This is a genomic window from Comamonas koreensis (assembly GCF_021026195.1).
In the GTDB taxonomy this organism is placed as follows: Bacteria; Pseudomonadota; Gammaproteobacteria; order Burkholderiales; family Burkholderiaceae_C; genus Comamonas; species Comamonas koreensis.
Window position 1 is genome coordinate 301,261 of the sequence record NZ_JAJNCT010000020.1, and the last position, 16,632, is coordinate 317,892.

The following is a 16,632-nucleotide window of genomic DNA, read 5'->3' on the forward strand; positions in this document are numbered from 1 at the left end:
ATGTGCGCATTCGCCCAAACAAGAGGTTGGCTGCACAGGGCTGTGCGGTGCTGCACAGGCGCCAGCTTGTTGGCGGCCTGGTGCATACTGTTTTGATCGCTTGTAACAAGGAGACTGCCATGGGTTGGTTGGACAAAATCGGTCAGCTGTTGGGCGCCAAGCCGCCTGTGCAAGACGAGGGTGCCGCGCATGCGCTTGCGCCTGAAACCCCAGCGGAGCCCACGATGGACGATTGGCAGGCCTTGTGCATGGCCGTCGGCCAGGCGCTGGCCTTGGACGATAGCGATGAACTCTGGGGCGAGGTGCGGCAGGCGATCGAGCAACCGGCGCAGTACCTCGACCGCTTTGCCGATGACTTGGTCAACCGTGGCATGGACGAGCCCGAGCAGGTCAGCCCCTGGTTGGCGCTGGTGGATGGGCTGCAGCGCCGCAAGCAGAACTTTGAGCTGGACTGGAAGCTGAACATGAACGATGCCATCTGGGCGCTGCAGCAGCTGCAAACCGTCGAGCAGCGGGGGCTGGACCTGCAGGCACTGGCCGGCAGCAAAGCGCTGAACCATGAGGCCTTGCAGGAAGCCGGCGACTACCTGCGCAGCCAGGGCCTGGGTCTGGTCAGCTTCGACATCGATAGCGATAGTTATCCGCTGTCTGTTTTGGGAAGCAGCGCTGTTGCGCCTTTGCAGGCCTTGGCGGAGCGGGTGTGCGGTAAATTGCTGGCTTTGCACAATTAGTTGCGCAACAAAATAACCTTTTGGCCCTGCGCGGTGTAACGCTGTTTTATCCTTGCGCACCTTCGCGGTGCGTGCCAGCTTCAGCTGGGCTGAGCGCACTATCTTTTTCGCTAACGCCCGGCGCTTTATTCCATGAACAAACAGGCCCCAGCGGAGCAATCGAGGGCCGAGCATGGCACCGACGATCTCCAACGCAATCTCAGCAACCGCCATATCCAGCTGATCGCCATCGGCGGCGCCATCGGCACGGGCCTCTTCATGGGCTCGGGCAAAACCATCAGCCTGGCGGGGCCCTCTATCGTGCTGGTCTACGCCATCATCGGCATCATGCTGTTCTTTGTGATGCGGGCGATGGGGGAGCTGCTGCTGTCCAACCTGCAGTACAAGTCCTTCATCGATTTCTCGGATGACCTGCTGGGTCCCTGGGCTGGTTTCTTCACCGGTTGGACCTACTGGTTCTGCTGGATCATCACCGGCATCGCCGATGTGATTGCGATCTCGGCCTACGCCCAGTTCTGGTGGCCTGATCTGCCGCAGTGGGCACCAGCAATTGCCTGTGTGGCCTTGCTGCTGTCGCTCAACCTGCTGACCGTCAAGCTCTTTGGCGAGATCGAGTTCTGGTTTGCGATGATCAAGATCGTGGCCATCGTTGCGCTGGTGGGCACGGGCCTGTACATGGTCAGCACCGGCTTCAGCTCGCCGGCCGGGCGTCAGGCGAGTATCGCCAACCTCTGGAACGATGGCGGGCTCTTCCCCCATGGGGCGATGGGCTTTTTTGCCGGCTTCCAGATTGCGGTGTTTGCCTTTGTCGGTATCGAGCTGGTCGGCACCACGGCCGCCGAGGCCAAGGACCCGCACCGCACCCTGCCGCGCGCAATCAACTCCATCCCGATCCGCATCATCATCTTCTACGTCTGCGCGCTGATCGCCATCATGGCCGTCACCCCTTGGCGCGATGTGGTGCCCAGCAAGAGCCCCTTTGTCGAGCTGTTTGTACTGGCCGGCCTGCCCGCAGCGGCCAGCGTGATCAATTTTGTCGTGCTGACCTCGGCCGCCTCGTCGGCCAACAGCGGCGTGTTCTCCACCAGCCGCATGCTCTTTGGTCTGGCGCTCAAGGGTGATGCACCGCGCTCGTTTGGCAAGCTTTCGGCCAGCAGCGTGCCGTCGCGCGGCCTGCTGTTCTCCTGCGTCTGCCTGCTGGGCGGTGCCTTTTTGATGTGGGTGGTGCCCAACCTGGTGGAGGCCTTCACCCTGGTGACCACCGTCTCGGCCATCCTGTTCATGTTTGTCTGGTCGCTGATCCTGCTGTCCTACATCAGCTACCGCAAGCAGCGTCCGGCGCTGCACAAGGCCTCCCACTACCGCATGCCCGGCGGCGTGTTCATGTGCTGGGTGTGCCTGGCCTTCTTTGCCGCCGTGCTGGTGCTGCTCAGCCTGGAGCTGGACACGCGCCAGGCGCTGATCGCCACGCCCGCCTGGTTTGTGCTGCTGGGCCTGGCCTACGCCTGGCAACGCAAGCGCGCCAAACAGGGCTGATCGGAGCCTGGCACGCTGCCTCACTGCTGCCCCTGTTGCAAATTTGCACAATAATGCTGTGCAACATCGACAAGGGGCTGGCATGGATTGGGATCATTTGCGCTTTTTCTGGGCCTTGGTGCAGGCGGGCACCCTGGTGGGGGCGGCCAAGGCGCTGGGCGTGGAGCACACGACCGTGTCGCGCCGCATCCAGGCGCTGGAAAAGCAGCTCGGCGCCACCTTGTTCACCCGCGAGGGCAGCGGCTACAAGCTCACCGATGCGGGCCGCCAGCTGCAGCCACGGGCCGAGGCCATGGACCAGATTGCGCGCGGCATTGCCCCGATTGCCGCCAGCCAAAGTGCCGAGACGCCCAGCGGCGTGGTGCGCATCGGCGTGACCGAGGGCTTTGGCACCCAGGTGCTGGCCAAGCACCTAGCCTTGCTGGCCCAGCGCTACCCCTTGCTGACCATCGACTTGCTCGCTGTACCGCGCATGCTGCAGCTCTCGCGCCGCGAGGCCGATATCGTCATCTCGCTGGAGCGCCCGGTGCGCGATACCGTCGTCACCAGCCGCCTGACCGAGTACCGCCTCTATCTGTATGGCCAGCGCGAATACCTGGCGCGCCACCCGCTGATCACCTCGACCGAGGGCCTGGCCAGCCACCGCTTTGTGCACTATGTCGACGACCAGCTCTTCACCAAGGAGCTGCAGTTTCTCGACAGCCTGAGCGCGCCGCAGCGCTTCAGCTTTCGCAGCACCAGCATCCTGGCGCAGTACACCGCCGTGCGCACCGGAGCGGGCCTGGGGGTGCTGCCCGGCTTTCTGGCCGACAAGGACCCCTTGCTGCAGCGCGTACTGCCCGAGCAGGCCCAGTTCACCCGCACTTTCTGGATGTCGATGCCGCCCGAGCTGCGCTCGGTGCCCGGCATCCAGGTGGTCTGGCGCTTTTTGCAGGCCACCGTGCAGGAGCAGCAGGACTTGCTGCTGTGCTGAGCGCTGGCGCATAAAAAAAAACCGGCTGCCTGGGCAGCCGGTTCGTAGCGGATCAACGCGCGCTTTACATGTTGTTGGGCAGCACGGTGACGATCTCCGGGAAGAACCAGAGAATCACCAGGGCCAGCACCATCAGCGCAAAGTACGGTGCGCAGACGCGGGCCAGGTAGGTGATCTGCTTGCCCGTCATGCCCTGCAGCACAAACAGGTTGAAGCCCACCGGCGGCGTGATTTGCGCAGTCTCCACCGTGATCACCAGGAAGATGCCGAACCACAGCGGATCAATGCCAGCGGCTTGGATGATGGGCAGCACCACACCCATGGTCAGCACGATGGTGGAGATACCGTCCAGGAAGCAGCCGATCAGGATGTAGAAGATGCCGAGCACGATGATCAGCATTGCGGGCGACAGGTTCAGGCTGCCGACATACTCGGCCAGCTGGCGGGGCAGGCCGATATAGCCCATCGACAAGGTCATGAACGAGGCACCGGCCAGGATCAGCGCGATCATGCAGTACAGGCGCGTGGCGCCGAACAGCGAATCCTTGAAGTTCTTCCAGGTCAGTGCGCCCTGGGCGGCAGACAGCACCAGGGAGCCCACCACGCCAATGGCAGCGGCTTCAGTGGCCGTTGCAATGCCCGAGTAGATGCTGGCAATCACCGAGGCGATCAGCAGAACTACCGGAATCAGGTGGCGCGACTCATAGAGCTTTTGCTTGAAGCCCATCGTGCTGTCAGCCTTGGGGATCTTGCTCGGGTTGAGCAGGGCCCAGACAATGATCCAGCCGCTGAACATCAGCGCCAGCATGATGCCTGGCAGCACGCCGGCCATGAAGAGCTTGGAGATCGACATCTCAGCAGCAACGCCGTAGACGATCAGAATGATCGATGGCGGAATCAGCAGACCCAGGGTGGCCGGGCCGCCCAGCGAACCGATGACCATGTTCTCGGGGTAGCCGCGCTTCATCAGCTCGGGCACATTCATCTTGCCGACGGTTGCGCAGGTGGCGGCCGAGGAGCCAGACACCGCCGCAAAAATCGTGCAGCCGATCACATTGGTGTGCAGCAAGCGGCCGGGCAGCAGGTTGACCCAGGGTGCGAGGCCCCGGAACATGCTCTCCGATAAATTCGTGCGGTAGAGGATCTCGCCCATCCAGACAAAGAGCGGCAGCGCCGTCAAGGTCCAGCTGCTGGCCGATCCCCAAATGGTCATCGCCATCGCGTCTCCAGCCGCGCGGGCGGTGAAGAACTCCATGCCGAACCAAGCCACACCGGCCAGGGTCAGACCCACCCAGACGCTGCCGCCCAGCAGGATCAGCAGCACCACAATCAGCGCAATGCTGGCGGTAATTTCATTCATGGTGGGCGTCCTCTTGCAGCACGGGTTTGCGTTGGCCCGTCAGCTCGAGCACCAGCTCGTCGCAAAAGGCGATAAAAAACACCAGGGTGCCCAGTGCCATGAACAGTTGTGGAATCCACAGCGGCGTGGCGTCCATGCCCACGGAGATGTCATCGATCTCCCAGGATTGCCAGACCAGGCGCGCGGCGTAGAACGCCAGAAAGCCCGAGAGGATGGTTGCGATGCCCAGGGCGATTACTTCCATGGTCTTCAAGGCGCCACCTTTGAGCGCGCCCAGCAGCAGGGTCACGCGGATGTGTTCGCCCTTCTTGAGGGTGCTGGCCAGGGCCATGAAACCCGCTCCCGCCATCGCGTAGCCGGCATAGGCATCGGTGCCGGGGGCACTGAAGCCGATCAGGCGGCTGACCACGGTGAGCAGCACCATCACGAGGATGCCGATCATCGACAGCCCTGCCAGCCAGGCAGAGGCGTCATACAGTCCATTTAATAGCTTGCGCATGCTTGTCATTCAAAGCAGTAAAGGTTGCTGACTGCACAGCCCGGCGGGGGCCGCGATGGCCCCGCATGGGTTGTACAGAGGAGGCCGTTGCTTACTTGGAGGCCTGGTAGGCGTCCAGAATGGCCTTGCCTTCGGCGCCGGCCTTGTCGGTCCATTCCTTGATGACGGTGTCACCGACCTTGGCCAGGTCAGCCTTGAGCTGGGCCGATGGCAGCTCGATGCTCATGCCGCCTTGCTTCAGGGTGGCCAGCGACTTGGCATCCACTTCCTTGGATTCCTTCCAGCCGCGCTCTTCGGCCGCGGCAGCGGCCTTGAGCACCGCTTCCTGCTCGGCCTTGCCCAGCGCGTTGAAGGCCTTCTTGCTGACGGTCACGGCGTTCTTGGGGATCCAGGCCTGCACGTTGTAGTAGTACTTCAGGTTTTCAAACAGCTTGTTGTCAGCGCCGGTGGCCGACGAGGTGATCAGGCCATCGACCACGCCGGTGGCCAGCGCCTGGGACAGTTCGGCCTCTTGCACGGTGGCCGGTTGCGCGCCAATCAGCTCGCCAATGCGGGCGGTGGTGGGCGAGTAGACGCGCCACTTCATGCCCTTGAGGTCCGCAGCGGAGTTGATCGGCTTCTTGGTGTAGATGCCCTGGGGTGGCCAGGCCACCGAATACAGCAGCACCTGGCCTTGCTTGTCCAGCAGCTTTTGCAGCGCTGGCTTCTGGGCCTGGTAGAGCTTGAAGGCTTCGTCGTAGCTGTTCACCAGGAAAGGCAGGCCGTCAACGCCGAAGATCTGCGATTCATTCTGGAAGCTCACCAGAAAGAACTCTCCCATCTGCGCATTACCGGTTTGCACGGCGCGCTTGATTTCGGGCATTTTGAAAAGCGATGCACCAAAATGGGGAGTGATTTTGACTTTGCCGCTGGTCGCTGCGTCCACGTCCTTGACGAACTGTTCGTTGTTCTTGGAGTGGAAGTTAAAGGGCGCATACGCCGTGGCGAAATCCCATTTGGTTTGGGCAACGGCTGCGGTGGCAAACCCGACGCTGGCAACCAAAGTGGCGGTGGCACAAAAAACGCGACGCTTCATGACGGATCCTTATAGAGATAAATAGGGCGCAGCAGATGCTGCCCGGGATGAATACGATCACCAGCCACGGCAGCGCCAGAAACAACTGCTATGCTGGTGAATTGTTTGCCAAAATTAACAGTTATTGCAAAATAACGCTATACGGGGTTTCAACAATCGTCGGTTCTTGTAGGTTTCAAAATTTCTTTTGTGGGATGTGGTATTAAAAATTGTTCAACGATTTTTGATTTCTATGGAACACGTCCATTATTTTTGCCGTCATAGTGTCATAGGGTTAATACTAGGTTTGCTGAGAAATCAGAAAGCCCATGGGACGCCAACGCATGACCTTAAGGCAGTCTTAAGAGCCCTCTAAAGCCTGGAAATGCAGGCGCAAAAAAGCCACCACGGCGGCTGGAGCGCGGTGGTGGCTGGGGTGAGGCAGCAGTGCAGCAGGGCGGCGGTTCAGACCTTGTTGGCGCTGTCGTCGGCAGGCTTGTCGGCGGGGTTGGCGCTAGTGGTTGCCACCGCTGTAGTGCCGGTGCTGCCTGGCTTGGGCGCTTGCCAGCCGATGAATTGGGGGTACATGGTGGCGACCCCTTTGCCATTGAAATCCCAGCCTTTGCACTGCCCCAGATGGCGGGGTGGCTGGTCCGATTGGGGGCGCGCAAAGGCCTGGTTCACGCTCTGGAAGGCGGCAGTCGCCATGTTGAACAGCAGCTCACGCATGTGGGTGCAGCCTTCAATGCTGCCAAGGTTGGCCTCGATGGCCTTGCGCCAACCCCGGGCCATGCAGCAGCCCACCATCTTTTGCATCGCAGGCAGGGCCAGCGGGCACTCGCCCAACGGGTGGGCGTCCATCGCCACCTCGATCGCAACCACTGTAAGTGTTGTATCAATGGTACAGCGAATCCACATATGGTGAATGGGTTCTCCGGCCTTGCGTTTGCGTTCGCCGGAGAGCACCAGGTCATAGGCTTTGGTATCCACCAGCTCCCCCTCGACATCCCAGAGCCCATCGGCGCGCTCGAAGCTGCGGTAGCGCACATCGCGCAAATGTTTGGGGACGCGGTTGGGGACGGGGGACAAAGGCATGGGAGAGGGTGTCGCGGTGGGATTGTTTTTTATGAATGACCCGGTTTGGTGCAGACGGCGCGGTATCGCTGCGCTGCCATGCCAACAGTGTTGATCACTATGCGGCTGTTGCTGCGGGCTGTCTGTGCAGCAGGCGACAGGCGGACTGCCCGCTGCGCAGAGCCCTCTATTGTAAAAACAAACGCGCCGCCACTGCAGAGCAGGGGCGGCGCTGGGCGGGTAGGGCACCTGAAGTGCCCGCAAACCCGGTATCAACCGTGGCGGATGGCGACGGTCTTCAGCGTGGTAAAGCCGTACAGCGCTTCAAAGCCCTTTTCGCGGCCATGGCCGCTGGCCTTGGTGCCGCCAAAGGGCAGCTCCACGCCGCCGCCGGCTCCGTAGTTGTTGATGAAAACCTGGCCGCTGCGCAGGCGCTTGGCCACGCGGAACTGGCGGCCGCCATCACGCGTCCAGACACCCGCCACCAGGCCGAACTGGGTGGCATTGGCCATCTTGATGGCCTCTTCTTCGCTGTCGAAGGCCATGGCGCTGAGGACCGGGCCAAAGATCTCTTCCTGGGCCAGGCGGTGGTCCACCGGCACATCACGCAGCAGGGTGGGGGCCTGGTAATAGCCGCCTTCTGGCGCCTCGTCGATGATCTGGCCTTGGGCGACGACGGAGATGCCGTCGTTGTGCGCATCGCTCAGAAAATCCCAGACGCGTTGCTGCTGGGTCTGGCGGATCAGCGGGCCCAGGTCCAGGTCCAGGCTGGCGGGGCCAACGCGCAGTGCTTCGAAGGCGCTGCCCAGGCGTGCCAGCAGGGTTTCATAGATGCTGCGTTCGACCAGCAGACGCGAGCCTGCCGAGCAGGTCTGGCCGGAGTTCTGGATGATGGCGTTGATGATGGTCGGGATGGCGGCATCCAGATCTGCATCGGCAAACACGATCTGTGGGCTCTTGCCACCGAGCTCCAACGTGCAAGGGCAGTGGCGTTCGGCAGCTGCCTGCTCGATCAAGGTGCCGATGCGGGGGCTGCCGGTAAAGCTGATATGGTCCACATCGGGGTGGCGGGCCAGCGCGTCGCCCACTTCATGGCCAAAACCGGTGACGATATTGATCGCGCCGGCAGGAAAGCCCACATCGGCCGCCAGCTGCGCCACGCGGATGAGGCTCAGGCAGGCATCTTCAGAGGGCTTGACGACGCAAACATTGCCTGCTGCCAGCGCGGCGCCCACGCAGCGGCCAAAGATCTGCATCGGGTAGTTCCAGGGCACGATATGGCCGGTTACGCCATGGGGTTCGCGCCAGGTCAGCACGCTGAAATCACTGGGGTAGGGAATCGTTTCGCCATGGAGCTTGTCAGCCGCACCGGCGTAGAACTCGAAATAGCGGCCCAACGCCAAAGCGTCGGCCTTGGCCTGCTTGGTGGGCTTGCCGCAATCACGCTGCTCGATGGCGGCGAGCTCATCGGCATGCTCCAGCACCTTGGCCGACAGGCGCATCATCAGGCGGCTGCGCTCAGCTGGGCTGGTCTTGCGCCATACGTTGTCGTAGCACAGGCGCGCGGCTTGCACCGCGTGGTCCACGTCTTCCGCATTGCCGCGCTGGATTTCATCAAAGGGTTGGCCGTCGGATGGGTCGATGACGGAGATGGTCTTGCCCGACAGCGAGGGCACAGAGGCGTTGGCGATGTAATGCAATTGCATGGCGTTGATCCGTTCTGGGTGCAATAGGCGGCGGAGTCTGCCAGATGGCAGGCCCGAAACGGCCACCACGATAGCGCAGGATTGGGCCAGCGCCTACCGGGATGAGCCCGCAGTTGTCACGGGTTTGACCAGCCGATTTGCCCCGGCTGCAGGCATTTTTTGGGCAATGTCTGGCCAATGCACCTAAAATCACGGGGTTTTGCCGCTGGCGGGCCGCTCGCGCGCTGCCGGCCCTCCATTCAATTGACCTCATAGGAATCGCATGTCCTTCGAAAAACTGTCCCCTGGCTCCAAGGCCCCTGATGTCTTCAACGTTGTGATCGAAATCTCGGCCAACTCCGCTCCTGTGAAGTACGAAGTGGACAAGGATTCGGGTTGCGTGTTCGTGGACCGCTTCCTGGGCACCGCCATGCACTACCCCGTGAACTACGGCTATGTGCCCCAAACCCTGTCGGGTGACGGCGACCCGGTGGACGTGCTGGTGATGACGCCTTTCCCACTGCCTACCGGCGTGGTGGTGCCTTGCCGCGCGATCGGCATCCTGCACATGGAAGACGAGTCCGGCGTGGACGGCAAGGTGCTGGCCGTGCCCACCCAGAAGCTGCTGCCTTCCTATGACAAGATCAACCACCTGAGCGACATCCATGACCTGGTGCTGCAACAGATCTCGCACTTCTTCGAGCACTACAAGGACCTGGAAAAGGGCAAGTGGGTGAAGGTGCTGGGCTGGAAGGGCGTGGACGAAGCGCACAAGGAAATCCTCGACGGCATCGCCAACTGCAAGAAGTAAGCAGGCGTCGCCTGCTGGGGCCTTGCGGCCCTCGCCAGGCCATGCTGACAAAAGCCGGTTTTTACCGGCTTTTTGCTTTTGGGCGATGCGCCAGGCGCTAAGCTGGCAGGCATACAAAAAAGCGAAGGAGCGAGCAAGTGGCTGATGTCGTCGATTGCGTGGTGATTGGTGCAGGGGTGGTGGGGCTGGCGGTTGCCCGTGAGCTGGCCTTGGCGGGCCGTGAGGTGCTGGTGCTGGAGGCGCAGGATGCCATTGGCACGGGCACGAGCTCGCGCAACAGCGAGGTGATCCATGCCGGCATCTACTACGCCCAAGGCTCACGCAAGGCGCGCTGGTGTGTGGAGGGCAAAGCCTTGCTGTATGCCTACTGCCAGGAGCGCGGTATTGACCACCAGCGCTGCGGCAAGCTGATCGTGGCGACCTCGGAGGCGCAACGCGCCAGGCTGCAGGACATTGCCCGCCATGCGGCCGCCAATGGCGTCGATGACCTGGTGCCGCTGAGCCGCGACGAGGCGAGGGCGATGGAGCCCGCGCTGGAATGCGTGGCCGCCTTGCATTCGCCCAGCACTGGCATTGTGGACAGCCATGGCCTGATGCTGAGTCTGCAGGGCGACCTGGAAAACGCCGGTGGCATGGTGGTGTTCAACAGCCCGCTGGCTGCCGCGCGCTGCGAGGGTGATCACATCCTGCTGCGCACCGAAGATGGCACCGAGCTGCAGGCCAGGACCGTGGTCAATGCCGCAGGTCTGTGGGCGCCCGATCTGGCGCGCAATTTTGAAGGCGCTGATCGGTCGCAGTTGCCCACGGCTCACTATGCCAAGGGCAACTACTTCACCTTGAGCGGCCGCGCGCCGTTCAAGCAGCTCATCTACCCGGTCCCCGAGGAGGGCGGCCTGGGTGTGCATCTGACTCTTGACCTGGGCGGCCAGGCCAAGTTTGGCCCGGATGTGCAGTGGGTGGCCAGTGCTGACGATCTGGTGGTGGATCCCGCGCGCGGCGATGCCTTTTATGCCGCGGTGCGCCGCTACTGGCCCGATCTGCAGGATGGAGCGTTGGCCGCAGGCTATGCCGGGATCCGGCCCAAGATCAGCGGCCCTGGTGACCCTGATGCCGACTTCGTGCTGCAAGGCCCAGAGGTGCATGGTGCGCCGGGACTGTTCCACCTGCTGGGCATCGAGTCGCCGGGCCTCACCAGCTGCTTGGCGATTGCCAAGGCGGTGAACCAAGCCGTGGCTCAGGATGCGGGCTGATGCAAGGTGCGGCGATGTGCGCCGGCTCCGCGATACGCTCATAAATGCGACAAAAGCCGCTGTTTGACGGCGATAGTCGGAATCTTCTGACAGGCGAGGGTGCATATCGGAACCCGGAACTGTATGTTTCTCCGTTAACATGTAACGGAGCTAACGCGTTGTAGCAGCCTTCCTTGTGCTGCCCATGCTTAGCCGGAACTTTCCTGTAGCCTGACCAAGAAAAGGATGATGAACATGCGTAAATCCAATTTGCTGAGCGATACCGTTGAGAATGCCCAGGCTGATCTGGAAAAGCTGGTGAGCGATCTGCGCGGCGTGCTGTCGAGCAAGGACCTGGACGGCGTGCCGGACATCAAGCAACTGCGCCAGCGCCTGGAAGATACCGCTGGTGATGCCCGTGAAGGCGCAGTGCGTGCGGCCCAGGAAGCTGCCCGCCAGGCCAAGGAGGCCGCACTGGCCGCAGACCGCTATGCCCACGACGAACCATGGCGCGTTGCGGGCGCAGCACTGGCCGTGGGCGCACTGATCGGTTTTATCTTCTCGCGCCGCTAAGCTGAGCCCGATGGCCAGTTGCCTGCACGATTGCGGCACTGGCCTGGCCCGCCGGGCCAAGACCTAGAACAAGGGGTACCAAGTGCCCCATAAGCACGAGGAGAGTCCATGAACTGGTTGTCTGTGCTGGGCGTCGATGACATGCTGGCACGTTTTCGCGCCTTGCTGTCTGAAAGCGCCATAGCGGCTGAAGACCGAATGGATCTGCTGGCCATTGAATGGCAGGAGCAGAAAAAGAACCTGATCTGGCTGGTCCTGATGGGTTTGGTGGTCGCAGGTCTGACCATTGTGGCCCTGACGGTGCTCTCGGGCGCCATCATCATTTCCTTCTGGGATACGCCCAACCGCATGCTGGCTACCTGGCTGGTGGCAGGTGTTTGGCTGGTGTTGTGGCTGGGTGTGCTGGCCTTCATCTACCTGACCACGAAGAAGGCGGCCAACCCTTTCCAGCTGACCAAGACCGTGCTGCGCCAGGACTGGCAAGCGGTCAAGGGCCGTCTCAAGTAATGCGGGGGACCCAAGCAATGATCAACCCGAGCAAAGACGCTGATCTGCAACTGCTGCAGGTCACGGATCCTGAGGCGCGCGAAGTGCTGCTGCGCATCCAGAACCAGCGCGAGCGCCTCGATGGCCGCCGCTTGGCGCGCCAGCAGGCGCTGGCCTTGCGCCGTGATGCCGGCGGCGCCCCGCAGCACAACCCGATGGCCTATGGCACCTTGGTCGAGCGCCTGATCAACTTTGGCCGTGAGCATCCCGTCGTCTGCGCCGGGCTCGTCGGCGCCGGCCTGCTGCTCGGGCCGCGCAAGCTGATCCGCATGGCCACGATTGCGATGCCGATTGTGATGAAGCTGCGCCGCAACCACTGAGCCGCGGTGCCCACGGTGCCCATGCGCCGCGATTGACACCCGGATCTACCGACCGCCATGCCGCAACGCATGGCGGTTTTTTCATGCGCTATCGCCAGCTGCGCAGTCCCGGCCATAGGGACAGCCCGCTTGTCGCTGGTTGACGCATAGTGAAAATACGGTTTCAAGCCCCGCTTATCTGGTTAGAATGCGCGGCGCGCTGTGTATATACGCATTGCGTGTTTCACCTGCTTTGTGCGTGTTGTTGGTTGTGCCAACCTGCGTTGTGCATGGGCCAGCCAAACACGGTTGCTCTCAAAAACGGAGCGATGGCAAGCAGATGCAGCATGTGGGTGCAAGACACGGTACAGAACTTGCTTCTCTCGCCCGCCCACTTGATCGCAAGTGGATCTCACCCCTAAGGAGTTTCTTGATGACTACACGGCGTCGTATTGTTCAAACCTGCCTGGCTGCGCTTCCCCTTGCGCTGGCCGGCCTGTCGGCTGCACCGGCCTGGGCGCAGACCAAGGTGAAGGTCGCGGCGGTCTACACCGTGCCGTATGAACAGCAATGGGTCAGCCGCATTCACGAGGCGCTAAAGGCTGCCGAGGCACGTGGCGAGATCGAGTACAAGTCCAGCGAGAATGTGGCCAATGCCGACTACGAGCGCGTGATGCGCGAGTACGCCACCGGCGGCGCGCAGCTGATGTTTGGTGAGGTGTTTGGTGTGGAAGCGGCGGCGCGCAAGGTCGCCAAGGACTTCCCCAAGACTGCCTTTGTGATGGGCTCGTCCGGCAAGATCCAGGCGCCCAACTTCAGCGTGTTCGACAACTACATCCAGGAGCCTGCCTACCTGTCGGGCATGGTTGCCGGTGGCATGACCAAGACCAGCAAGATCGGCATGGTCGGCGGTTTCCCCATCCCCGAAGTCAACCGCCTGATGCACGCCTTCATGGCGGGCGCCAAGGAAGTAAACCCCAAGGTGGAGTTCACCGTCAGCTTCATCAACAGCTGGTTTGACCCGCCCAAGGCCAAGGAAGCGACCTTTGCGATGATCGACAAGGGTGCGGACGTGCTCTATGCCGAGCGTTTTGGTGTGAGCGATGCGGCCAAGGAGAAGGGCAAGCTGGCGATCGGCAACGTGATCAACACCCAGGCACAATACCCCGATACCGTGGTGGCTTCGGCGCTGTGGCACATGGAGCCCAGCGTGGAGCGCGCGATCAAGGCGGTGAAGGACGGCAGCTACAAGGCTGAGGACTACGGCCCGTACTCGATGATGAAGTACAAGGGCTCGTCGCTGGCACCGTTTGGCACCTTCGAGAAGAAGCTGCCCGCAGACTTGATCGCCAAGGTGCAGGCCAAGCAGGCCGACATCCTGTCGGGCAAGTTCACCGTGAAGGTCGACGACTCGCAACCCAAGTCCACGGCCAAGTAAGCCGGGCTTGGATTGCAGAGGCGCTGTGCCCACTGGCATGGCGCCTCCACTTCTAGCTCCGGCACTTGCCGGGGCTGTTTTTGTGCCAGCTGTCAGGCCGCTCCGCCTGCCCAGCGAACCCAGCGGCCCCTTTGCCCATGTCTCCTCCAAGCTCCTCTCCTGTCGTGCTCCAGCTGCATGGCATCACCAAACGCTTTGGTCCCCTGGTGGCCAATGATTCCATTTCGCTGACACTGCACCGGGGTGAGATCGTGGCCCTTCTGGGCGAGAACGGTGCGGGCAAGTCCACGTTGATGTCGATCCTGTTTGGCCACTATGTGGCCGACGAGGGGGAGATCATGGTGATGGGCCAGCCGCTGCCGCCGGGCCAGCCGCGTGCCTCGCTGGCCGCCGGCATCGGCATGGTGCACCAGCACTTTGCGCTGGCCGACAACCTGAGCGTGCTGGACAACATCATGGTGGGCAGCGAATCGCTGCTGCGCCTGCAGTCGGCCAAGCGTCAGGCCCGTGCCAAGCTGGTCGAGGTCGCGCACCAGTTTGGCCTGGTGGTCGATCCGGATGCACGCGTGGGCAGCCTGTCGGTGGGCGAGCGCCAACGGGTGGAAATCCTCAAGGCGCTGTACCGGGGCGCCAAGATCTTGATTCTGGATGAGCCGACCGCCGTGCTGACCCCGCAGGAGAGCGAGGCGCTGTTTGCGACCCTGTCCCAGATGGTGGCGCAAGGCCTGTCGATCATCTTCATCAGCCACAAGCTGGGTGAAGTGCTGCGTGTGGCCGACCGCGTGGCTGTGCTGCGGCACGGCAAGCTGGTGGCTGAGGCGCCCACTGCTGGCAGCACCCAGGCACAGCTGGCGCAGTGGATGGTGGGCGAGGCGGTGAGCCTGCCCGAGCGCCAACCTGCCGCCAAGGTGGGCGGCGAGGTCTGCAGCCTGCGCAATGTGCATACCACGGCCTCGGCCAAATCCACCGCGCGCGATCGCCTGGTCGATGTATCGCTGGTGCTCAGGGCCGGTGAGATGGTGGCGATTGCCGGTGTCTCGGGCAATGGCCAGGTGGCTTTGGCCGATATGCTCTGCGGCATGCGCCGCCCGGGCCAGGGCACAGTGCAGTACCTGGGCGCGCCCATGCCGGCGTCGGCCGTGGCCCTGGTCGCCCAGGGTGTGGCGCGCATTCCGGAAGACCGCCATGGCACCGGCGTGGTCGGTGATTTGCCGGTCTGGGAAAACGCGGTGTCCGAGCGGCTGCGCAGCCCCTGGTTTTCGCGCTGGGGCTGGGTGCGCCGTGCGCAGGCACGCAGCCAGGCACAGCATGTGTCCCAGCAGTTCGATGTGCGCGGTGGCGGGCTGGATGCGCCGGCCCGTTCGCTGTCGGGCGGCAATATGCAAAAGCTGATCCTGGGCCGGGCGCTGTTGGCACCCCAGGGCGCCGAGGGCATGGCGCCGCGCTTGATTGTGGCGCACCAACCCACCTGGGGCCTGGACATTGGCGCGGTGCGCTTTGTGCACCAGCAGCTGCTGGCGGCCCGCGATGCGGGCGCTGCGGTGCTGCTGATCTCGGACGACCTCGATGAGGTGCTGGCGCTGGGTGACCGCATCGGTGTGATGCATGAGGGGCATCTGTCGCCCGTGCTGCCTTTTGCGGACTGGAGCCGCGAGACCATCGGTCTGGCCATGGCCGGATCCCCTATGACAGCGCCTGTGGGCCAGGGCTGAGAGACTGCCATGCGTATAGAAAAAAGAGCAACCCCCTCGAAGCTGGCCATGGTGGCTGCGCCCTTGGGTGCCGTGGTATTTACCTTGGCCATCAGCGGCTTGCTGGTGCTATGGGCGGGTGCGCCCGTTGGTGCTACCTATGTGGCGCTGTTCAAAGGGGCTTTTGGCTCGCTGTTTGCCCTGTCCGAGACCTTGACGCGCGCTGTGCCGCTGATCCTGACCGGTCTGGCCGCAGCAGTGGCTTTCCGGGCGCGGCTGTTCAACATTGGTGCCGAAGGCCAGCTGTATGCGGGCGCGGTAGCGGCTGTGGCCGTGGGCGGCATGCATGGGGGCACGGGTTTTGAGTTGCCCATTTATCTGCTGTTTCCGCTGATGCTGCTGGCCGCCGCCCTGGCCGGCGCGGCCTTGCTGCTGGGCCCTGCGTTGATGAAGACCAAGCTGGGCGTGGACGAGGTGGTGACCACCTTGCTGCTGAACTTTGTCATGCTGCTGGCAGTGTCCTATCTGCTCGATGGCCCGATGAAAGACCCGATGGCGATGGGCTGGCCGCAGAGCGTGGCGCTGCAGGGCGACCTGGAGCTGGGCAAGCTGATTGCGCAGACCCGCTTGCACAATGGCCTGCTGATCGCCGTGGGCCTGGCCGTGGCGCTGTGGCTGCTGCTGCAGCGGGCCGTGCCGGGTTTTGACATCCGCGCGGCAGGTGCCAACCCCCGCGCGGCGGCCTTTGCCGGTGTGCCGGTGACCCGCACCGTGGTGCTGGTGGCGCTGCTGTCGGGCGGGCTCGCAGGGCTGGCCGGCGCCATCGAGGTGGCAGGCCGCACCAGCTACCTGACCCTGGACATGTCGCCCGGCTATGGCTACAGCGGCATCGTGATTGCGATGCTGGCGGGCCTGCACCCGCTGGGTGTGGTGGCCTCGGCCGTTTTTGTGGCCGGCATGCTGGTGGGGGCCGACAGCATGAGCCGCGCTGTGGGTGTGCCCAATGCGATTGCCGATGTGATCGTGGCGGCCTCGCTGCTGTCGGTGCTGGTGGCCAGCCTGATGACCCAATACCGCTTGCGCAGAAAGTGAGAGCTGCGATGTTGAAACCCCAAGAACAAAGCGCAGCGCGA

Annotated in this window: 16 protein-coding genes; 11 read left to right on the forward strand and 5 right to left on the reverse strand. The window is 62.8% G+C overall.

The window, feature by feature from the left end; translation table 11 throughout:
• Positions 1 to 119 precede the first annotated feature (119 nt).
• The 3 genes from LPW39_RS15580 to LPW39_RS15590 all read left to right on the forward strand — a co-directional run bounded on the left by LPW39_RS15580 (position 120) and on the right by LPW39_RS15590 (position 3,240).
• The gene (locus tag LPW39_RS15580; RefSeq protein ID WP_230777008.1) at positions 120 to 731 is read left to right on the forward strand and encodes a DUF6630 family protein; all 612 of its coding nucleotides are present in this window, start codon (positions 120 to 122) and stop codon (positions 729 to 731) included.
• 132 nt (positions 732 to 863) lie between these two features.
• The gene (gene cycA, locus LPW39_RS15585) at positions 864 to 2,267 is read left to right on the forward strand and encodes a D-serine/D-alanine/glycine transporter (RefSeq protein ID WP_230777010.1); all 1,404 of its coding nucleotides are present in this window, start codon (positions 864 to 866) and stop codon (positions 2,265 to 2,267) included.
• Positions 2,268 to 2,349: 82 nt separating this feature from the next.
• Positions 2,350 to 3,240, forward strand: a complete 891-nt coding sequence (locus LPW39_RS15590; RefSeq protein WP_021025105.1) for a LysR family transcriptional regulator — start codon at positions 2,350 to 2,352, stop codon at positions 3,238 to 3,240.
• 64 nt (positions 3,241 to 3,304) lie between these two features.
• On the opposite strand, the gene LPW39_RS15595 is transcribed toward LPW39_RS15590, so the two are convergent.
• The 5 genes from LPW39_RS15595 to LPW39_RS15615 form a co-directional block, all read right to left on the reverse strand.
• Entirely contained in the window at positions 3,305 to 4,600 is a 1,296-nt protein-coding gene (locus LPW39_RS15595; protein WP_230777011.1) for a TRAP transporter large permease, read from the reverse strand.
• A complete protein-coding gene (locus tag LPW39_RS15600; RefSeq protein WP_230777020.1) occupies positions 4,593 to 5,099 on the reverse strand; it encodes a TRAP transporter small permease in 507 nt (168 codons plus the stop codon). The genes LPW39_RS15595 and LPW39_RS15600 overlap by 8 nt, the downstream gene beginning before the upstream one ends.
• Before the next feature lie 91 nt (positions 5,100 to 5,190).
• Positions 5,191 to 6,174, reverse strand: a complete 984-nt coding sequence (locus LPW39_RS15605) for a TRAP transporter substrate-binding protein (RefSeq protein WP_230777022.1) — start codon at positions 6,172 to 6,174, stop codon at positions 5,191 to 5,193.
• Between the two features lie 444 nt (positions 6,175 to 6,618).
• Positions 6,619 to 7,248: a DUF2889 domain-containing protein gene (locus LPW39_RS15610; RefSeq protein ID WP_230777024.1), complete on the reverse strand. Its 630-nt coding sequence runs from the start codon at positions 7,246 to 7,248 to the stop codon at positions 6,619 to 6,621.
• Positions 7,249 to 7,499: 251 nt separating this feature from the next.
• Positions 7,500 to 8,933 (reverse strand): aldehyde dehydrogenase family protein, encoded by a 1,434-nt coding sequence (locus tag LPW39_RS15615; protein WP_230777026.1) that lies wholly within the window; start codon positions 8,931 to 8,933, stop codon positions 7,500 to 7,502.
• A gap of 262 nt (positions 8,934 to 9,195) precedes the next feature.
• On the opposite strand from LPW39_RS15615, the gene ppa reads away from it, so the two are divergent.
• The 8 genes from ppa to LPW39_RS15655 all read left to right on the forward strand — a co-directional run bounded on the left by ppa (position 9,196) and on the right by LPW39_RS15655 (position 16,591).
• Positions 9,196 to 9,723: an inorganic diphosphatase gene (gene ppa, locus LPW39_RS15620; RefSeq protein ID WP_230777034.1), complete on the forward strand. Its 528-nt coding sequence runs from the start codon at positions 9,196 to 9,198 to the stop codon at positions 9,721 to 9,723.
• Positions 9,724 to 9,860: 137 nt separating this feature from the next.
• Positions 9,861 to 10,973 (forward strand): NAD(P)/FAD-dependent oxidoreductase, encoded by a 1,113-nt coding sequence (locus LPW39_RS15625; RefSeq protein ID WP_230777036.1) that lies wholly within the window; start codon positions 9,861 to 9,863, stop codon positions 10,971 to 10,973.
• Positions 10,974 to 11,207: 234 nt separating this feature from the next.
• The gene (locus LPW39_RS15630) at positions 11,208 to 11,525 is read left to right on the forward strand and encodes a DUF883 family protein (RefSeq protein ID WP_133856071.1); all 318 of its coding nucleotides are present in this window, start codon (positions 11,208 to 11,210) and stop codon (positions 11,523 to 11,525) included.
• Positions 11,526 to 11,633: 108 nt separating this feature from the next.
• Positions 11,634 to 12,032, forward strand: coding sequence for a phage holin family protein (locus tag LPW39_RS15635; RefSeq protein WP_133856072.1), 399 nt, complete (start codon positions 11,634 to 11,636; stop codon positions 12,030 to 12,032).
• Positions 12,033 to 12,049: 17 nt separating this feature from the next.
• Positions 12,050 to 12,391, forward strand: a complete 342-nt coding sequence (locus tag LPW39_RS15640) for a hypothetical protein (RefSeq protein WP_230777039.1) — start codon at positions 12,050 to 12,052, stop codon at positions 12,389 to 12,391.
• Positions 12,392 to 12,803: 412 nt separating this feature from the next.
• Positions 12,804 to 13,808, forward strand: a complete 1,005-nt coding sequence (locus LPW39_RS15645; protein WP_230777040.1) for a BMP family protein — start codon at positions 12,804 to 12,806, stop codon at positions 13,806 to 13,808.
• 137 nt (positions 13,809 to 13,945) lie between these two features.
• Positions 13,946 to 15,520 (forward strand): ABC transporter ATP-binding protein, encoded by a 1,575-nt coding sequence (locus tag LPW39_RS15650; protein ID WP_230777042.1) that lies wholly within the window; start codon positions 13,946 to 13,948, stop codon positions 15,518 to 15,520.
• Between the two features lie 9 nt (positions 15,521 to 15,529).
• On the forward strand, positions 15,530 to 16,591 hold the full coding sequence (locus LPW39_RS15655) for an ABC transporter permease (RefSeq protein ID WP_133856076.1): 1,062 nt from the start codon (positions 15,530 to 15,532) through the stop codon (positions 16,589 to 16,591).
• The last annotated feature ends 41 nt before the right edge of the window (positions 16,592 to 16,632 follow it).